Raw genomic sequence first — 14,407 nt, forward strand, 5'->3', positions numbered from 1 at the left:
CCGCCGTTCAGACCTTCGGTCCGCGCAGTATCGCGCCGATGTGCGCCGCCGCCGTCGACAGATGCCGGCGGGCGTCGCGGAGCTGCTCGGCCGTGACCCCGTGGTCGCGGGCCGCGTCCCGGATGTCGTCCCGGAAGCGGTCGAGCAGGCGGTCCAGGTCGCGGGCCGGGTCGCCGGTGGGGTCCTCGTGGGCCCAGGCCGGTTCGTAGCCGGCGGGGAAGTCCTCGGGCGTGGGGGAGTACTCCGGGGCGGGGGCGGACTTGGTGGTGCCGCTTCCGCCTTGGGGGCCGGTTCGCCCGAAGCCGAAGTCCTTCCCGTACTCCTTGCCGAAGTCCTTCCCGAACTCCCCGAACTCCTTGGCGAGTTCGGAAAGCCCCTCCCGGACCCCCGTCGGCCAGTCACCCCGTGCGAAGTGGTCCTGGACGTGCTCCTGGACCCGCCGGGCGATGCGCTGCATCTCCTCCTGGGCCTGGGCCCGCGCCCGCGCCTGTGCCTCCTGGGCCTGGCGGCGGGCCCGCTGGGCCTCCTCGCGGGCCCGGCGGCTCTCGTCCTTGGCGCGGCGGGCCTGTTCCTTCCACTCCTGCTTGACCCGGCGCATCTCCTCCTTGGCGACGCGCCAGGCCTCCTTGTCGCCCAGGTCGCCGTACTCCCCGAAGGGGCCGTGGTCCCCGGCGCCCGGCTTGCCGCCGCGTCTGGCCTCGGAGGCGGCCGCCCGCATCTCGCGCCGCAGGTCGCCCGCCGCGCCGCGCACGTCGGCCTGCATCTCGGCGGCGAGTTCGGCGACCGACTCACGGATCTCCAGCTCCAGGTCGGCCAGCTCGCCGCTGCGGTCGGCCAGTTCGGCGCGGCCGGCGTCCGTGATGGCGTACACCTTGCGGCCGCCCTCGGTGGTGTGGGTGACCAGGCCCTCGGCCTCCAGCTTGGCCAGCCGGGGGTAGACGGTGCCCGCCGACGGCGCGTACAGACCCTGGAAGCGTTCTTCGAGAAGGCGGATGACCTCGTAGCCGTGGCGCGGGGCCTCGTCGAGCAGCTTCAGCAGGTAGAGGCGGAGGCGGCCGTGGGCGAAGACGGGGGGCATGTCAGAGCACCTTCTTGTCGGTCGTGCCGTCGGCCGGGGCGTTGCCGGCGTCGCCCGGGCCGGAAACGGAATTGTCTCCCGCGTCGTGCTGCGGTCCGGGTGCCGGGACGGTGGGTGCCTCGTCGGCGGGTGCCGGATCCGTCGTCCTCGTCGTGCCCGCCGTGGCGCGGGGGGTGTCGGTCGTCGCTTCCCGCGGACGCGGTGGCGCGGTGTCCCACGGGGTGTCCTCTTCCGCGTCCTCCCTGGGCGGGCGGCGCAGCAGGGCGATCGAACCGGAGACCGTCGTGGCCCTGAGCTTGCCGGTGCCCGCGCCGAGGCGACCGGTGATCTTGTGGGCGCCCCACTGGCCGTGCACCCGGAGTCCGTCGAAGGCGTTCGAGATGACGCCGCTCGCGGTGTTCGCCTCAACCTCGGCGTCGGCCGGGTGCGGGAGCCGGATGGCGATCTCGCCGGAGACGCTGGTCAGCCTCACGTCGGTGGGGCCGTCCGGGTCGAGGTCGAGGATCATGGAGCCGCTGACCGACTCGGCCCGCACGGAGGAGCCCGAGGCCTCGACGACGGTCAGGTCGCCGGAGACCGAGTTGTACCGCAGGTCGCCCGCGACGGCCTGCGCTTCGAGATTGCCGGACACCGTTTCCGCGCGCACCGGGCCGGAGACGGCGACGAGCGTGGTGTCGCCGGTGACGCCCTTGACCACCGAGGGGCCGCGAATCCCGGAGACGACGGCACCGGCGCCTACCACGCCCACCTCCACGCGGGTGTCGGCCGGGACCGCGAGGGAGACGACCGCGCTGCGCCGCCAGCCCTTGCGGTCGAGCCACTTGAGGAAGCCCTTCCAGGGCAGGTCCTCGTAGGCCACCGAGAGCGTGCCGCCCTGCTGGGTGACCACGAGGGGCGGGCCCTCGATGCCGGAGACTTCGAGGCGGGCGGAGCCCTCGTCCGTGCCCACGACGTTCACCGTTCCGTTGACGATGCGTACGTGCAGGTCGCTCACGGGGGTGTCGAAGGTGAGCTTCGTGGGCTCGGCGATGGACCACTCGGACATGGGGGCCCTCCTCGGGCAGGATTGCGACACGCCATATCGTGTCTTCCGTGAAACACGATATATCGTGGCCCGGGGAAGTCAAGACACTCGTTCAGGTGCCGTGCTCCGCCCCGCATAGGCTGTGCCCAGGAGGACCGGGCGACGGCCCGGACACGGCACACACGCAGGAGAGGGACCCCATGTACTTCACCGACCGCGGCATCGAGGAGTTGGAGAAGCGGCGCGGCGAGGAGGAGGTCACCTTCGAGTGGCTGGCCGAGCAGCTGCGGACGTTCGTGGATCTCAACCCGGACTTCGAGGTGCCCGTCGAGCGGCTGGCGACCTGGCTCGCCCGGCTCGACGACGAGGACGAGGAGTAGACCCCCGACGGGAGCGCCGTCCGGGGGGACGAAAGGGCCCGGCCCCGAGTCCGTACGAGATCCGTACGACCCGGGGCCGGGCCCTTCGTGCCGAGGCGCCGACAGGCCTACGCCTCGAACACCTCACGCACCAGCTGCTCCTGCTCGGCCTGGTGCCGCTTCGCGGAACCCACGGCCGGGGAGGAGCCGTGCGGGCGGGAGATGCGGCGCAGTCGCTCGGCCGGCGGGAGGTCCGCGCCGACCGCCAGGTCCAGGTGGTCGATCAGGTTGAGGGCGATGAACGGCCAGGCACCCTGGTTCGCCGGCTCCTCCTGGGCCCAGATGTACTTCTCGGCGTTCGGGTACTTCTTGATCTCCGCCTGGAGCTCGGCACCCGGCAGCGGGTACAGGCGCTCCAGCCGGATGATCGCCGTGTCCGTCACACCGCGCTTCCTACGCTCGGCCTCGAGGTCGTAGTAGACCTTGCCGGCGCAGAAGACGATCTTGCGGACGGCGGCCGGGTCGACCGAGTCGTCGCCGATGACGGGGCGGAACTGGCCGGAGGTGAACTCCTCCGCCTTCGAGGCCGCGGCCTTCAGACGCAGCATCGACTTCGGCGTGAAGACGACCAGCGGCTTGTGGTGCGGGTTGTGCACCTGCCACCGCAGGAGGTGGAAGTAGTTCGACGGGAGCGTGGGCATCGCGACCGTCATGTTGTTCTGGGCGCAGAGCTGGAGGAACCGCTCCGGGCGGGCCGAGGAGTGGTCCGGGCCCTGGCCCTCGTAGCCGTGCGGGAGGAGGAGGACTACGCCGCTCGTCTGCCCCCACTTCTGCTCCGCCGACGAGATGAACTCGTCCACGACCGTCTGAGCGCCGTTGACGAAGTCGCCGAACTGCGCCTCCCACATCACCAGCGCGTCGGGGCGGGCCAGCGAGTAGCCGTACTCGAAGCCCATCGCCGCGTACTCGGAGAGCAGGGAGTTGTAGACGTTCAGCCGTGCCTGGTCCTCGGAGAGGTACAGCAGCGGGGTGAAGTCCTCGCCCGTCTCGCGGTCGATCAGCACCGCGTGGCGCTGGCCGAAGGTGCCGCGCTGGGAGTCCTGGCCCGCGAGGCGGACCGGGGTGCCCTCCAGGAGCAGCGAGCCGATGGCGAGGGTCTCGCCCATGCCCCAGTCGATCGTGCCGTCCTCGACCATGGCCGCCCGGCGCTGCAGCTGCGGCAGCAGCCGCGGGTGGACGGTGATGTGCTCGGGGATGTTGACCTGGGACTCGGCGATGCGCTTGACGACCTCGGTGGACACGGCCGTGCTGACCGTGACCGGGAAGCCGTCCTGTGGCTCCTGGAAGTCCGGGGCGAGCGGCTGGGAGGTGGCCTCGCGGACCTCGGTGAAGACCTTCTCCAGCTGGCCCTGGTAGTCCTGCAGCGCCTGCTCGGCCTCTTCCAGGGTGATGTCGCCGCGGCCGATCAGGGACTCGGTGTACAGCTTGCGCACCGAGCGCTTCTTGTCGATCAGGTCGTACATCAGCGGCTGGGTGAAGGCCGGGTTGTCCGACTCGTTGTGACCGCGGCGGCGGTAGCAGATGAGGTCGATCACCACGTCCTTGTTGAACGCCTGGCGGAACTCGAAGGCCAGCCGCGCGACACGCACGACCGCCTCGGGGTCGTCGCCGTTCACGTGGAAGATCGGGGCCTCGATCATGCGGGCCACGTCCGTCGCGTACATCGACGAACGCGAGGACTCGGGGGCCGCGGTGAAGCCGACCTGGTTGTTGATGACGATGTGGACCGTGCCGCCGGTGCGGTAGCCGCGCAGCTGCGACATGTTGAGGGTCTCGGCCACCACGCCCTGGCCCGCGAAGGCCGCGTCGCCGTGGATCGCCACCGGCAGGACCGTGAAGTCCGTACCGCCCTTGTTGATGATGTCCTGCTTGGCGCGCGCGACGCCCTCCAGGACCGGGTCCACCGCCTCCAGGTGCGAGGGGTTGGCCACGAGCGAGACCTTGATCTGCTCGCCGTCGAGGCCCGTGAACGTGCCCTCGGCGCCCAGGTGGTACTTCACGTCGCCGGAGCCGTGCATCGACTTCGGGTCGAGGTTGCCCTCGAACTCGCGGAAGATCTGCGCGTACGACTTGCCGACGATGTTCGCCAGCACGTTGAGCCGGCCCCGGTGGGCCATGCCGATGACGACCTCGTCCAGGCGGGACTCCGCCGCGCTGTCGAGGACCGCGTCCAGCAGCGGGATGACGGACTCGCCGCCCTCCAGGGAGAAGCGCTTCTGGCCGACGTACTTCGTCTGCAGGAAGGTCTCGAAGGCCTCCGCCGCGTTCAGGCGGCGCAGGATGCGCAGCTGCTCCTCGCGCTCCGGCTTGGAGTGCGGGCGCTCCACGCGGTCCTGGATCCACTTGCGCTGCTTGGGGTCCTGGATGTGCATGAACTCGATGCCGGTGGTGCGGCAGTACGAGTCGCGCAGCACGCCGAGGATGTCGCGCAGCTTCATCATCGACTTGCCGGCGAAGCCGCCGACGGCGAACTCGCGCTCCAGGTCCCACAGCGTCAGGCCGTGCTCGACGATGTCCAGGTCGGGGTGCTTGCGCTGGCGGTACTCCAGCGGGTCGGTGTCGGCCATGACGTGGCCGCGGACCCGGTAGGAGTGGATCAGCTCGAAGACGCGGGCGGCCTTGGTGACGTCGTCGTCGTGCGAGGCGTCGATGTCCCTCAGCCAGCGGACCGGCTCGTAGGGGATGCGCAGCGCCTCGAAGATGTCGTCGTAGAAGCCGTTCTCGCCCAGCAGCAGGTTCGCGACCTGGCGCAGGAACTCACCGGAGGCGGCGCCCTGGATGACCCGGTGGTCGTAGGTCGACGTGAGCGTCATGACCTTCGAGATGCCGAGCTTGTTCAGGGTGTCCTGGCTGGTGCCCTGGAACTCCGCCGGGTAGTCCATCGAGCCGACGCCCATGATGACCGACTGGCCGGGCATCAGGCGCGGGACGGAGTGGACGGTGCCGAGGCCGCCGGGGTTGGTCAGGGAGACCGTGACGCCGGTGAAGTCGTCCATCGTCAGCTTGCCGTCGCGGGCGCGGCGGACGATGTCCTCGTAGGCCTGCCAGAACTCGAAGAAGTTCAGGGTCTCGGCCTTCTTGATGGCGGCCACGACGAGCTGGCGGTCGCCGTTGGGCTTCACCAGGTCGATGGCCAGGCCCAGGTTGACGTGCGGCGGCTTGATGAGGACCGGCTTGCCGTCCTTCTCGCCGAACGACCAGTTCATCGACGGCATGGCCTTGATGGCCTGCACCATCGCGTACCCGATGATGTGCGTGAAGGAGATCTTCCCGCCGCGGGCCCGCTTGAGGTGGTTGTTGATGACGATGCGGTTGTCGAACAGCAGCTTCACCGGAACCGCGCGGACCGAGGTGGCGGTCGGCAGCTCCAGCGAGGCGTTCATGTTCTTGGCGACCGCGGCGGACGGGCCGCGCAGCGTCACGACCTCGGGGCCCTCGGCGGCGGGCTGGGCCTTCGCCTTCGGCTGAGCGGGCTGCGCGGGCCTGGCGGCAGCGGCGGCCGGAGCGGCCTGCGCCGGCTTGGCGGGCGCGGCGGGCTGCGCGGGCGCCGGGGCGGCGGCCGGGGCGCTCGCCGCGGGCTTCGGGGCCGCGGGCGCCGGAGCGGGCGCGGCCGGAGCCGCCGTCCGGGCCGGAGCGGCAGCGGTGGGGGTCTCCGCGGCCCCCGCGGCCGCGGCGCCGGGCTTGTAATCGGCGAAGAAGTCCCACCAGGCGCGGTCTACAGAATTCGGGTCCTGGAGGTACTGCTGATAGATCTCATCGACGAGCCACTCGTTCGGACCGAACGCGGCCGCGGGGTTCTTCCCCGCTTGGTCGTCGGTCGAGATGCTCGAGTTACTGGGGGACTGTGGCGACACGGCGGCAACCGCCCTCTTCCGCTTCACAAGGTGATGGACAGCGGGAATAAAGGCTACGCCTCCAAGACCGCGAAGGTCAGGCCGGGCCCGTTCATCGTCGCGTAAGTCACATCAAAAACCGTGTTTCGGGGGTTGATATGGCGGGAAACAAGCGTGGTTCACCTGTGGAAGGGGTGCCTTCACCCGGGCCCGGACGCGACATGGCGCGGGCCTCACCCTGATCACACGTGTCCGTCAGCCGGGACGCTCGTGGATCTTGTGGCTCCGGTTCGAACTTTACGTCAACTTGGCACGGAAGGCTCTCCCGGAAGGGTGACCAGAATCCGGCAACCCCGCTCGGATTCGGCCACGCCGATCCGGCCGCCATGGAGATCGACGGCCCAGCGCGCGATCGCCAGGCCGAGCCCCGTACCGCCGTCACTGCCCGGACCGTGCGGACGGGGCGCCGCCCCCCGGTTGAACCGCTCGAACACGCGGCGCCACTCCGACCTGGGGATGCCGGGCCCCTCGTCCAGGATCTCCAGCTCCAGCGACTCCGGCTGCGGCCCGCGCCGCGCCTTCACGGTCACCCTGCCGTGCGGCGGGCTGTGCTTGACCGCGTTGTCGATGAGATTCGCCACGACCTGGTGGATGCGCTCCGGGTCCGCGTGCGCGGTCAGTTCCGGCGGGGAGACGTCGAGGTGCAGGTGGACGTCCGTACGGGTGTGGCTGCCGGAGCCGGACGCCATGCCCGCGCGCGCGGAGGCGACCATGTTGGCCTCCTTCAGTACGCCCGAGAGGTACGGCCACACCTCGAACCGCCGCTGACGCAGCGGCACCACGCCGTTGTCCAGCCGGGACAGGTCGAGCAGCGTCTCCACCAGCCGCCCGAGCCGCTCGGTCTGCTTCAGGGCCGTCCGCATGGTCTCGGGGTCGGCCTCGGCGATGCCGTCGACGACGTTCTCCAGCACCGCGCGCAGGCCCGCGATGGGGGTGCGCAGCTCGTGGGAGACGTTCGCCACCAGCTCCTTGCGCTGGCGGTCCTGCGCCTCCAGCTCGTCGGCCATGACGTTGATCGTCTGGGCCAGGTCGCCCAGCTCGTCCCGGCGGTTCTCCCGGACCCGGCGCGTGTAGTCGCCGTGCGAGATGGACCGGGCCACCGCGTTCATGTCGTCCAGCGGCGAGGTGAGCGACTGCGCCACGAACTGCGTAATCAACAGTGTGGCGATCATCGAGAAGACCGTGATGAAGCGCAGCTCCGTCTTGGTGTGCACCGCGATCATCGACAACCCGGTGGTGATCAGCACCGAGATGACGACCAGCGCACCCAGCTTGGTCTTGATCGAGAACGGGCGTACGCCGCCCCAAGGATCACCGGAGCCTCTCCGTGCGGCCGGCCCGTCGCTCATGGCGTCGGGGTCTCCAGGGCGTAGCCCACGCCGTGCACGGTACGGATCCGCTCGGCTCCGATCTTCCGGCGCAGCGCCTTGATGTGGCTGTCGACCGTGCGCGTGCCGGAGGCGTCCGCCCAGTCCCAGACCTCGGCCAGCAACTGCTCCCGGGAGAGCACCGCGCGCGGGGTGTTCGCCAGGCACACCAGCAGGTCGAACTCGGTGGGCGTGAGGTGGACGTCCTCGGAGCGCACCCGGACGCGCCGCTGGGCGTGGTCGATCTCCAGCTCGCCGAGGCGCAGGATGCCCGAGCGCGGGGTGGCGGCGGCCAGCGCGGCCCGCTCCACCCGGCGCAGCAGCACGTGCACCCGCGCCGCCAGCTCGCGCATCGAGAACGGCTTGGTCATGTAGTCGTCCGCGCCGACGCCCAGCCCGACCAGCATGTCGGTCTCGTCGTCGCGCGCGGTCAGCATCAGCACCGGCACCGGCCGCTGGGCCTGCACGCGGCGGCAGACCTCCAGGCCGTCGAAGCCGGGCAGCATGATGTCGAGGATCAGCAGATCGGGCTGCCAGGCCTCGGCGGTGTCGACGGCGGCCGGCCCGTCACCGGCCGTTTGCACGAGGAATCCCTCGGCGCGCAGCCGGGCCGCGATGGCGTCGACGATCGTCGGGTCGTCCTCGACCACCAGGACCCGGCGCTGTGCGCCCGGGGTGGCCGCCGCCGCGCCGTTGTGGGAGGTGTGTGTCTGCTCCATCGCCCGCCCCTGAGTGTGCTTTCCGGAACCAGTGGGGTGATTCCTCGGTCTGCGCATGGTTGCGATTGACGCTTGAATGATCCGCGTCAGGGAAGCACATTACGGGGAGTCGCGTCGCCCTCGCTATCCAGGTCGTACGGCGAGGTGCACGGCGTCCGGAACGCCCCGGGCAACGGGGATCTCTTCGGTACGCACCTGCTGGAACCCGGCATTCCGCAAAGTACCTTCAAATTCCGGAGAGGGCCGCGCCGACCACACCGCGAGCACCCCGCCCGCTCTCAACAGCCTTGCGCAACCTGCCAGTCCGGCCGGCGAGTACAGGCTGTCGTTGTCCTCGGTGACAGTCCAGCCGGGGCCGTTGTCGATGTCCAGGCACAGGGCGTCGTACGTGGCGGATGTCTCATTGACGTACGCGACCAGGTCGCCCTCCACGATCCGCGTCCGGGGATCGGCGAGGGCGGCGGCGGACAGCTCGGCCAGGGGACCGTCGAGGTGCCAGTCGATGACGGCGCGCTCGCGCTCCACGACCGTGATCCGGCCCCAGCGGGGATCGGCCGCCGCGTGCGCGAGCGAGAAGCCGACGCCCAGGCCGCCGATCAGTACGTCCGGCTCCGGCCGGCCGTCCAGCGCGCCGTACGCGGCGTCCACGAGCAGCCGCTCCGAGCGGCCGTCGGAGGTGTCCATCAGAAAGCAGCCGTTGGCGATGATCTGCAGCAGCCCACCGTGCCGGCGCAGGACCACCTCGCCGTACGGGCCCTCGCGACGGTCCAGGACCACGGGGATGTCGTAGGTGGCAGTCATGAGGTCATCCTGCCCGAACCGGGCTTTGCCGCCACGGGAATTACGGGTGACAAACGGGGCTCGCGGACGCGCGCCGCGCGCTTCCCGCGCGCTCCCCGCCGGGTGTGCTGGGCGACGCACCGACGCTTCCGGGTGCCGTGGGCCCGGTGCCGCAGGTCCTGTCCTCGTAGGGCCCGGCCGCGGACTCGAGAAGAGCTTGAGAGGTTGCTGTGAATCCGTTCTCGCGTGGCGTCGGTCATAGACAGCGACCCGTGGGACACGAAGGGTGGGGCCGGACGGAAGGAGCGCCTCACCGTGGATCGGACCGCGAGGGCCGCAGCGACGGCCTCGTGCACGCCCCTCTCCGAGGAGCGCCGGCTACCCGCCCCCGAGGTCGCCGGCCTGCTGGACGGAGTGCCGCGCCAGCGCGGGCCGGCGGCCCCCGCGCCGGACGCCGAGGCGGCCGTCCTCCTCGCGGCCCCGACCGGCGGCGCCTCCCGCCTCCGTCCCTGGCGGCTGCTCCCCACCCCCACCGGCACGCCGTTCACCTTCGGCTACGCGACCGTGCTCGTCCTCACCTCCCTGATCACCACCCACGCCGACCCGCACCTCGTCCACGCCCTCCACCAGGCCTCCAGCACGGACGTCGCCCACCTGCTGCGCACGCCCGTGCTGGTGCTGCCGGCGAGCGCGCTGTGGATCGCGGGCGGGATCCTGTCGCCGTACGCGCTCGGCTTCCTGCTCGTGCTCACCGCGCTGGAGCGACGGACGGGCGGGCTGCGCACCGCCGGGGTCTTCCTGCTCGGGCACATACTGGCCACTCTGGGCACCGAGGTGCCCGTCGGGCTCGCGGTCCTGGCCGGGCACCTGCCGGACAGTTCGCTGCACCGCCTGGACTACGGGATCAGCTTCGGCGTCGCGACCAGCGTCGGCGCCCTCGCCGGTCTGCTCACCCCGTGGCTGCGCTGGCCGCTGCTGGTGCTGGTCGGTGGGATGCTCGGGGCGGATCTGATCGCGTTCACCGACCCGATGACCAATTGGGGGCACCTGATCGCCCTGGCCGTAGGCGTGAGCACCTGGCCGCTGGTCAGGCGCTGGCAGTGGACCCGCACCGCGAAGCCCCGCACGCCCTGACTCTTCGCCGCCCCGGCCGCCGTCAGCCGACGTGCCGGCCCGGGTATGCCAAGGGCGCGCTTCTGCGCGGGACTGGCGCCGTACAGGTGGTTGGTCAGCTGGTAGGGGTCGGTGCGCGGGTCGTAGTACTCGCGGAAGAGGACCTCGCCGCGGCCCCTCGGCCGGCCGTCGTCGTCGAGGCGGTCCGGTAGTACTCGGTGTACTGCTCGGCCTTGCCGACGTACGTCGCCCAGGTGTGGATCGGCTGCTTGTCCTCCGAGGCCGCGGGCCGGCCAGGACAGGTGGAACGGCACCTCCGGGCTCGGCCGGTGCGGCACCGACTTGCGCAGCCAGCCGTGGTCGCCCCAGCACATGCCGTGGTCGCTGGTGAACAGCACCAGGGTGGTCTCCGACCGGCCGGGCGCGCGCAGCTTGTCGTGGAAGTCCCGCACGGCGTCGTCCACGGAGAGCGGCGTGCGCAACTGGCGGGTGCGCAGCGCCCGTCCCGCGGCGAAGGTGTGCCGCGCCGCGCGCGGGAACGGCGGCTTGTCGGCCTGGCCGGTCTCGAACACGGACGGGCGGCCCTGCCACTCGGGCACGCGCGCGTGGGCGTACTTCCGCTCCGGGACGTCGAACTCGTGCGCGCTGCGCGTGGCGACGTACGCGAACCAGGGCCGGGTGGTGCCAGTAGTCGAGGTACTTGCCGAACAGGCCCGTACGGTAACCGGCCTGGTGCAGCCGGCGCTGGACGGTGGTGCGCTGGTCCGGGTGACAGGGGTGGCGGGTGTCGAGGACGCCGTGGTCGCGGGCGTCGCGGCCCGACATGATCGAGGCGCGCGAGGGCGCGCACAGCGGCGTGTTGGTGTGCGCCAGCGCGAAGGTGACGCGGTGTCCGCCGAGCCAGTCGACGGTACGGCGGATGGCCCAGTCGGTGTCCTTGGGCTGGTCGCCGGTGAGCACCAGGAGCATGTTCGGGCGGGGGTCGGAGCGGCGCGCCCGGGCGGTGGAGCCCGTGCCGATGCCCGACGTACTCGACCTGGACGTACTCGACGGACTCGCCCTCGACGTACTCGTACTCGTCGGGGTCGACGAACCGTCACCGGCCCCCGCCGCCTTCGCGACCACCGGGATCGCCGCCCCGGCCGCCGCCACGGCGACCCCCGTGATGACCGCCCGCCTTCCGGGCCTGCGCCCGCGCTCCCCTGCCCCGCCCATGAGGCAGCCCCCGCCTCGCTCGGAACCGACTGGCAGTTTCGGCGGTTTCCTGTGCGTGCCGTTGCGGTGGTGCGGCGATGCCCTTGCGAAGACATGGCGGACGAGCAGGGACCGGGCGGCCTGGTTCCCGCCCGCCAGCCGGTCATCGGTACGGGGAATGCGGCGGCGCCCCGCAACCGCTTTTCGGAGGAGAACCGTAGCCGGAGGAGCGGCAGCTGCGGCCACTCGGTGATCGCTCAGAGCGAACACCCCTTGGGGAACAATGGAAGGCTCACGAGCATTGAGTCGGCATAGCTCAAGTTGACTGCCTAAGGGGAGATCATGACTGCTGAGTCCACGGCGTCCACACCGCTCACCCTGCCTGTGCTGCCGCTCGACGACGAGGTCGTGCTGCCCGGGATGGTGGTCCCGCTGGACCTGAGTGACTCCGAGGTGCGGGCCGCGGTGGAGGCCGCCCAGGCCGCCGCCCGGTCCGAGCCGGGGAAGCCCAAGGTGCTGCTGGTGCCGCGCATCGAGGGGACGTACGCCAAGACGGGTGTGCTGGGCACGGTCGAGCAGGTCGGCCGGCTCGCCGACGGCGACCCGGGCGCCCTGATCCGCGGCCGCGGCCGGGTGAGGATCGGCGCGGGGACCACCGGGCCGGGTGCGGCGCTGTGGGTCGAGGGCACGAGGATCGACGAGAGCGTGCCTGACCCGCTGCCGGGTCAGATCGCCGAACTCGTCAAGGAGTACAAGGCGCTCGCCACCAGCTGGCTGAAGAAGCGCGGCGCCTGGCAGGTCGTGGACCGCGTCCAGGCCATCGACGACGTCTCCGCGCTCGCCGACAACTCCGGCTACTCGCCGTTCCTGACCACCGACCAGAAGGTCGAACTGCTCGAGACCGCCGACCCGGTCGCCCGTCTGAAGCTCGCCACCCAGCAGCTGCGCGACCACCTCGCCGAGCAGGACGTCGCCGAGACCATCGCCAAGGACGTCCAGGAGGGCGTCGACAAGCAGCAGCGCGAATTCCTGCTGCGCCGCCAGCTGGAGGCCGTCCGCAAGGAACTGCGCGAGCTCAACGGCGAGAAGGACGGCGAGGAGTCCGACGACTACCGCGCCCGCGTCGAGGCCGCCGACCTGCCCGAGAAGGTCCGCGAGGCGGCCCTGAAGGAGGTCGACAAGCTGGAGCGGGCGAGTGACCAGTCGCCCGAGGGCAGCTGGATCCGCACCTGGCTCGACACCATCCTGGAACTGCCGTGGAACGAGCGGACCGAGGACGCGTACGACATCCGGGGCGCCAAGGCGATCCTGGACGCCGAACACGCGGGCCTGGAGGACGTCAAGGAGCGGATCACCGAGTACCTGGCGGTGCGCAAGCGGCGCGCCGACCGCGGCCTGGGCGTGATCGGCGGCCGGCGCGGCGGTGCCGTACTGGCCCTGGTGGGCCCGCCCGGCGTCGGCAAGACCTCGCTCGGCGAGTCCGTCGCGCACGCCATGGGCCGCAAGTTCGTCCGCGTCGCCCTCGGCGGCGTCCGCGACGAGGCGGAGATCCGCGGCCACCGGCGTACGTACGTCGGGGCGCTGCCCGGCCGGATCGTCCGCGCCGTCAAGGAGGCCGGTTCGATGAACCCGGTCGTGCTGCTGGACGAGATCGACAAGGTGGGATCGGACTTCCGCGGCGACCCCGCCGCCGCCCTCCTCGAAGTCCTGGACCCGGCCCAGAACCACACCTTCCGGGACCACTACCTGGAGGTGGAGCTGGACCTGTCGGACGTGGTCTTCCTGGCCACGGCCAACGTCCTGGAGGCCATCCCGGAGGCGCTGGCCGACCGCATGGAGATCGTCCGCCTGGACGGCTACACCGAGGACGAGAAGATCGTCATCGCCCGCGACCACCTGCTTCCGCGTCAGCTGGAGCGGGCGGGTCTGGACAGGGACGAGGTCAACCTCGAGGAGAGCGCGCTGCGCAAGCTGGCCGGCGAGTACACGCGCGAGGCGGGCGTGCGCAACCTGGAGCGGTCGATCGCCCGGCTGCTGCGCAAGGTCGCGGCCCGGCACGAACTGGGCGAGCGGGAGCTGCCGTTCACCGTCCGCGAAGGCGACCTGCGCGGCCTGATCGGCCGGCCGCACCACGTGCCCGAGTCCGCCCAGGACCCGGCCGAGCGCCGTACGGCCGTCCCCGGTGTCGCCACCGGCCTGGCGGTCACCGGGGCCGGCGGTGACGTCCTGTTCGTCGAGGCGTCCCTCGCGGACCCCGAGACGGGCGCGGCGGGCCTGGCGCTCACCGGTCAGCTGGGTGACGTGATGAAGGAGTCCGCGCAGATCGCGCTGAGCTTCCTGCGCAGCCACGGGGCCGAGCTCGAACTCCCGGTCGCCGATCTCAAGGACCGGGGCGTGCACATCCACTTCCCGGCGGGCGCGGTCCCCAAGGACGGCCCGAGCGCCGGCATCACGATGACGACGGCCCTGGCCTCGCTCCTGTCCGGCCGCCTGGTCCGCACGGACGTGGCGATGACCGGCGAGGTCTCCCTGACCGGCCGCGTCCTGCCCATCGGCGGCGTGAAGCAGAAGCTGCTCGCCGCGCACCGCGCCGGGGTGACCACCGTCATCATCCCCAAGCGCAACGAGCCCGACCTGGACGACGTCCCGGCCGAGGTGCTGGACAAGCTCGACGTCCACACCGTGACCGATGTCCGCCAGGTCCTGGAACTGGCCCTCGCGCCGGCCACCAGCGACGCGACGCCCGAGGTTCCCGTGGCGGCGTGACGGACGCCATGGGAAAGGGAAGGCCCGGGTTTCCTGAGGGAGGCCCGGGCCTTC

General features: G+C 71.4%; 9 protein-coding genes and 2 pseudogenes. 3 read left to right on the plus strand and 8 right to left on the minus strand.

Annotated elements, in window-relative coordinates:
- Positions 1-7 precede the first annotated feature (7 nt).
- Both ACIBBH_RS09260 and ACIBBH_RS09265 read right to left on the minus strand, forming a co-directional pair.
- Positions 8-1,078: a helix-turn-helix transcriptional regulator gene (locus tag ACIBBH_RS09260; RefSeq protein WP_399403536.1), complete on the minus strand. Its 1,071-nt coding sequence runs from the start codon at positions 1,076-1,078 to the stop codon at positions 8-10.
- Position 1,079: 1 nt separating this feature from the next.
- On the minus strand, positions 1,080-2,123 hold the full coding sequence (locus ACIBBH_RS09265; RefSeq protein WP_399403538.1) for a DUF4097 family beta strand repeat-containing protein: 1,044 nt from the start codon (positions 2,121-2,123) through the stop codon (positions 1,080-1,082).
- Positions 2,124-2,302: 179 nt separating this feature from the next.
- Here ACIBBH_RS09265 and ACIBBH_RS09270 point away from each other — a divergent pair, with 179 nt between their 5' ends.
- Positions 2,303-2,482, plus strand: a complete 180-nt coding sequence (locus ACIBBH_RS09270) for a DUF6104 family protein (protein WP_023586593.1) — start codon at positions 2,303-2,305, stop codon at positions 2,480-2,482.
- A 107-nt stretch (positions 2,483-2,589) separates the two neighbouring features.
- Here the strand turns inward: ACIBBH_RS09270 and ACIBBH_RS09275 are convergent, their stop codons facing one another.
- The 4 genes from ACIBBH_RS09275 to ACIBBH_RS09290 all read right to left on the minus strand — a co-directional run bounded on the left by ACIBBH_RS09275 (position 2,590) and on the right by ACIBBH_RS09290 (position 9,301).
- A complete protein-coding gene (locus ACIBBH_RS09275; RefSeq protein ID WP_399403540.1) occupies positions 2,590-6,375 on the minus strand; it encodes a multifunctional oxoglutarate decarboxylase/oxoglutarate dehydrogenase thiamine pyrophosphate-binding subunit/dihydrolipoyllysine-residue succinyltransferase subunit in 3,786 nt (1,261 codons plus the stop codon).
- A gap of 281 nt (positions 6,376-6,656) precedes the next feature.
- Positions 6,657-7,763: an ATP-binding protein gene (locus ACIBBH_RS09280; protein ID WP_399403542.1), complete on the minus strand. Its 1,107-nt coding sequence runs from the start codon at positions 7,761-7,763 to the stop codon at positions 6,657-6,659.
- Complete coding sequence (locus tag ACIBBH_RS09285) at positions 7,760-8,500, minus strand: response regulator transcription factor (protein WP_399403544.1); 741 nt, start codon at positions 8,498-8,500, stop codon at positions 7,760-7,762. The genes ACIBBH_RS09280 and ACIBBH_RS09285 overlap by 4 nt, the downstream gene beginning before the upstream one ends.
- A gap of 123 nt (positions 8,501-8,623) precedes the next feature.
- Positions 8,624-9,301: a spermidine synthase gene (locus ACIBBH_RS09290; RefSeq protein WP_399403546.1), complete on the minus strand. Its 678-nt coding sequence runs from the start codon at positions 9,299-9,301 to the stop codon at positions 8,624-8,626.
- A 294-nt stretch (positions 9,302-9,595) separates the two neighbouring features.
- On the opposite strand from ACIBBH_RS09290, the gene ACIBBH_RS09295 reads away from it, so the two are divergent.
- On the plus strand, positions 9,596-10,414 hold the full coding sequence (locus ACIBBH_RS09295; protein ID WP_399403548.1) for a rhomboid-like protein: 819 nt from the start codon (positions 9,596-9,598) through the stop codon (positions 10,412-10,414).
- A 398-nt stretch (positions 10,415-10,812) separates the two neighbouring features.
- On the opposite strand, the pseudogene ACIBBH_RS09300 reads toward ACIBBH_RS09295, so the two are convergent.
- Together ACIBBH_RS09300 and ACIBBH_RS09305 are read right to left on the minus strand one after the other, a co-directional pair.
- A pseudogene (locus tag ACIBBH_RS09300) lies at positions 10,813-11,013 on the minus strand (sulfatase); the annotation flags it as partial.
- A gap of 121 nt (positions 11,014-11,134) precedes the next feature.
- Positions 11,135-11,608, minus strand: a pseudogene (locus tag ACIBBH_RS09305) (hypothetical protein); the annotation flags it as partial.
- A 321-nt stretch (positions 11,609-11,929) separates the two neighbouring features.
- On the opposite strand from ACIBBH_RS09305, the gene lon reads away from it, so the two are divergent.
- Positions 11,930-14,353: an endopeptidase La gene (gene lon / locus ACIBBH_RS09310; RefSeq protein WP_399403550.1), complete on the plus strand. Its 2,424-nt coding sequence runs from the start codon at positions 11,930-11,932 to the stop codon at positions 14,351-14,353.
- The last annotated feature ends 54 nt before the right edge of the window (positions 14,354-14,407 follow it).

It is taken from the genome of Streptomyces sp. NPDC051636, from assembly GCF_044453765.1.
GTDB lineage: Bacteria > Actinomycetota > Actinomycetes > Streptomycetales > Streptomycetaceae > Streptomyces.